At 47.8% G+C, this 5,225-nt stretch carries 1 protein-coding gene; it reads left to right on the top strand.

Annotated elements, in window-relative coordinates; genetic code table 11:
- The coding region (locus tag AB4232_RS20685; RefSeq protein ID WP_372087904.1) for a tandem-95 repeat protein at nucleotides 1-5,225 on the top strand (5,225 nt) is incomplete at both ends.

The raw sequence follows: 5,225 nt of genomic DNA, 5'->3' as shown, positions 1-5,225 counted from the left end.
AGATGCGAACTTCAATGGCGACATTGATTTGAACTTCGTCATTACCGATGGTGATGCGACGATTCAAGCAACGGCTGACCTAACGGTTAACCCAGTCAATGACCTACCAACCGTCGGCGAGCCACAATTTGTGACTCAAGAAGACACCAGCTTCACCTTCACTGAAGAACAACTTCTGCAAAACGCAGGCGATATTGATGGCGACAACTTGTCGGTCGAAAATGTTGCTTCTGATAGCGGTTCATTAGTGGACAATGGTGACGGCACTTACACATTTGCGCCGAATGAAAACTTCGATGGTAATGTGAATGTGACGTTCGATGTGAATGACGGCACGGCAACGGTACCTGCAGAAGCGACGATTGATGTTCAATCTGTGGTTGATATGCCAGAGCTGTCGATTGCGTCTGACCTAGTGATTGCGTCAGACAACTTCGAGTCTGGCTCAAACGGTTGGAATACCGGTACTGAAAGCTCACAAGGCTTCGAATCAGGTGACATGCTAGGTCGTATTGGTGGCACTGGTGGCGATGAAGCAGTCAGCAAAACTTACGACATTCCAAGTGATGTGAGCGAAGTTAATATCTCGTTCAGTTTCTACGAAATTGATTCTTGGGATGGTGAGTCATTCCAAATCTTTGTCGGCGGCGAAGAGCTTACTTCGTTAGACAACTCGGCGTTCCAAACTCAAGATGGCACGACAACGTTGTACGATTCAGCGGGCAATGAAGTGGGTGAAGTCGTTCACGGCGTGTCGCAAGGTGAAGGCTTCAGTGGTTGGAACGACCAAGCACACCAAATCAACCTAACCGTACCCGTTGAAGATGGTCAACTTGAGTTAGGCTTCGGTTCAACCTTGAACCAAGGTGTGAGTGATGAGTCGTTTGGCATCGATAACATTGAAATCACAGTGTCTGATGCGGATTACCAAATTATTGGTACCGAAGATACGCCAGTACCACTGGATATTGATGCGGCGTTAACCGATACCGATGGTTCAGAAAATCTCGCTATCTTGATTGAAGATGTACCAGAAGGCAGCTCGCTTTCTGCAGGTACCGATAACGGTGATGGTACATGGTCATTGCAACCAGGTGAGCTAGAAGGGTTAGAGTTTATTCCTTCAGGTGACTTCAATGGTGATGTGGTTCTAACCGTGAATGCGACATCAACGGATGTTGATACGGGCACCACCGCAACGGCAACGCAAGATGTGACGATTCATATCTCGCCAGCGAATGATGCGCCAGAAGTTGATGGTGATATCAGTGCCGTTACGGCCGAAGACAACAGTATCACGCTAACTCAAGAGCAGTTGCTAGAGCACGCTGTCGATATTGATGGTGATGACCTATCCGCAATCAATCTAACCACTAATGACGAAAATGCGACCGTTGAAATGAACGACGATGGCAGCTTCACCATTACTCCGAGTGAAAACTTCAACGGTAATATCGAATTTAGTTACGATGTCACCGATGGGGAAGAGATGGTCGCTGCTGGCCTAGACTTGACGGTAACACCAGTCAATGACGCGCCAGAGCCACAAGACCAAGCATTCACTATTGGTGAAGATGGGGTTCTTAACTTCACTGACGCTGACCTGTTAACAGGTGCAACGGATGTTGAAGGTGATGACCTGACGGTAGAAGGTGTGACATACACGGGTGCTGATGGCGTTCTTACTGATAATGGCGACGGAAGCTACAGCTTTGCGCCAAACGAGAACTTCAATGGTGATGTGAACTTCAGCTTTGATGTGTCAGATGGCACAGATACGGTTCAAGCCAACATTGATGTGAGTGTGACGCCAGAGAACGATCCACCAGTGGCGGGTAGTACGTCGTACACTGTGCATGAAGACAACTCAATCACGATCAGTAACGAACAGCTACTAGCCAACTCTTCAGACATTGAAGGTGAAGTTGCGATTGATAGCGTGACTTACACAGACAGTGACGGTGTATTCGAAGACAACGGTGACGGCACGTACACCTTCTCACCAAATGAGAACTTCAATGGTGATGTGAGCTTAGCGGTTGTTGTTACCGATGAAGAAGGAGCAACAGAAGCGACCACAGCAGGAATCACCGTACTTGAGGTGAACGATCCGCCAATCGCAGGTTCTACCAGCTACTCAGTGAACGAAGATGAAGTTATCACCATCAGTGCAGAGCAACTGTTGGCGAACTCTTCTGATATTGAAGGTGAAGTGGCGATTGATAGCGTGAACTACACAGGCGCTGACGGTATATTTACTGATAATGGCGATGGAACATTCAGCTTTGCACCGAACGCAAACTTCGACGGCGATGTTAGCCTCGATGTGGTGGTGACCGATGAAGATGGTGCAACGACGGCCACGACGGCAAGCATTGATGTTCTTCCAATTAACGATCCACCAGTATCGGGTGACTTGGCATACAGCATTGATGAAGATGGTTCGATTACTCTGACTCAAGAGCAGTTGCTATCTCAAGCATCTGATGTGGATGGCGATGACCTGACCGCAAGCAACCTAAGCGCAGGCGACAATGCATCCGTTGTTGATAATGGCGATGGCACCTTTACGGTAACGCCAGATGCTAACTTCAATGGCGATATCGACCTAAGCTTTGATATTTCGGACGGCACCGAGTCGATTGTGGCGAACGCCGATCTGACGGTAAACCCAGTCAACGACTTGCCAACAACATCTGATGTTTATGCGAACGTTGATGAAGATAATGTCATCAATATCACGCAGGAGCAGTTACTTGCGAATGCCGCTGATATTGAGGGTGATGACCTTGTCGCTTCCGACTTAACCTTGGTCGGTGACGATGCAACGATTGTCGATAACGGCGATGGCACGTTCTCAATCACTCCAAGCGAGAACTTCAATGGCTACATCGATGTTGCCTACAGCATCAACGATGGCGACACACCAATTGCCGCTAACTTAGGCTTAACCGTTGACCCAGTTAACGACGCGCCAATTGTTTCTGCCGATGTGGCGATAACCATTGAAGAAGATGGTTCGTACACCATTACTCAAGAAGAGCTCCTACAATTCGCGACTGACATCGAAGACGATGACATGACCGCAATTATCGGAGAGCCGGGTGATGAAACAACCGTAACCGGTACCGTGTTAGATGCTGAAACTGGCAATCCAATCGCAGGTGCGGATGTGACGTTAACCGACAACGCGGGTCACTCTTACACAGCGGTAACGGATCAATCCGGTAACTACTCTGTAAGCGGTCCTGTTGTTGACCAAGGTACCGTTACTATTGAACAAGAAGGCTCTATTACTAGCAGCTTCCTAGTTCCAGCTGGTGAAGATACCAACGGTGGCGTAACTGCAATATCTGAAGTACTTGAAGAAACAGATATGCGTATCGTGGTCACATGGGGTGAAAGCCCACGTGATATGGACAACCATCTATGGCTCTACGATACAGAAAATGGCAACGAGCTAGACCATATTTATTATCGCGACATGAGCCATGATTTGGGTGAAGGTAATGTCGTTCAGCAAGATGTAGATGACACGAATGGCGGTGGTCCTGAAACCATCACTATTCCAAATTATCAAGATGCTGACATGCACTATTCAGTACACAACTACACCAGCAGAAGTTGGGATGTGGATGGTGTTGAAGATGTACAGGTTCAGGTATTTGTTGGCGATACATTGGTTGAAACCTTTAGCCCTGATTTATCTGAAAGCCCATCGGGTGACCACTGGCATGTATTCGATATCGTGAACGGCGTTATTGTTCCAAGCCAAGATGTAGGCACTCAAAATGCATTTGACTTGCCAACGGCAGAAGAAGCGCTCGCGAATGAAAACGGCATTGATATCTCTGAATTGCTAACTGGCGAGGAAGGTGATGATTCTGGTGAAACGGGTGGTAACGAACCAAGTGTTGGAGATGTTTCAATTGAGAACGCTCTTATCACTGACAATGGTGATGGTACTTACACCATTACACCGGAAGAGAACTTCAACGGTGAATTCTCCATTAGCTATAACGTGGACGATGGCAACGGTGGGGTTACGCCTGCGGAACTTGACGTGACCGTAACAGCAGTTAATGACCTTTCGGTTATTTATGACCACGACTATACCATCAATGAAGATGGCTCACTGACCTTCACTGATGAGCAGTTACTCGCTGGTGCAACGGATATCGATGGCGACGACCTTTCTGTTGAATCTGTTAACTACGAAGGCACCGAAGGTGTGTTTACGGATAACGGCGATGGCACTTATACCTTCGCTCCAAATGAGAACTTCAATGGCAGCGTCGACCTAACTTACGATGTTAGTGACGGTACGGATGTTGTATCGGCGAATATTGATGTTCAAGTTGTGCCAATCAATGACGTACCGGTAGCAGGTTCTACAACTTACAGCGTTGAAGAAGACGGCAGTATCACCCTGAGCGATGCACAGCTTCTAGCGAATAGCTCGGATGTTGAAGGGGAAGTGTTTGTCAGCGATGTAAGCTACAGCGGCACTGATGGTGTATTCACTGATAATGGTGATGGTACTTACACCTTTGCTCCAAACGAAAACTTTAACGGTGACATCAGTCTTGATGTCTCTGTTATGGATGAAGATGGCGCAACCGCTGAAACAACCGCTGGCATCGACGTGATTGCCGTCAATGACCTACCGGTTGCAGGTTCAACGACCTACAGTGTTGACGAAGATAGCGTGATTACTATTTCTGATGCGCAGCTTCTTGCAAACAGCTCAGATATTGAGGGTGATGTATCCGTTAGCGATGTTTCCTACTCAGGCGCTGACGGTATCTTCACCGACAATGGCGATGGTACTTACAGCTTCGCACCAAATGAAAACTTCAATGGTAATGTCAACCTAGATGTGACCGTTGCTGATGAAGAGGGTGCAACGGCTGAAACCACTGCGGGTATTGAAGTTATCGCGGTTAATGATGCTCCAGTATCTGGCGATTTGGCTTACTCAGTGGATGAAGATGGTTCAATCACGCTAAGCCAAGCACAACTGCTTGCTCAAGCATCGGATGTGGACGGCGATGATCTTACCGCTGCGAACCTAACCGCGGGTGATAACGCTACCGTTACGGCAAACGATGATGGTTCATTTACTATCACTCCTGATGCTGACTTCAACGGCGACATAGACCTAAGCTTCGATGTGTCAGATGGCCTTGAAACTGTTCAAGCAGGCGTCGACCTAACGGTTAACC

Origin of the sequence: Vibrio sp. 10N.286.46.A8 (assembly GCF_041470165.1) — a bacterium.
GTDB classification, from domain to species: domain Bacteria; phylum Pseudomonadota; class Gammaproteobacteria; order Enterobacterales; family Vibrionaceae; genus Vibrio; species Vibrio tasmaniensis_A.
The sequence above is the reverse complement of the archived record's forward strand: the minus strand, read 5'-3'. Positions and strand labels throughout refer to the sequence as shown.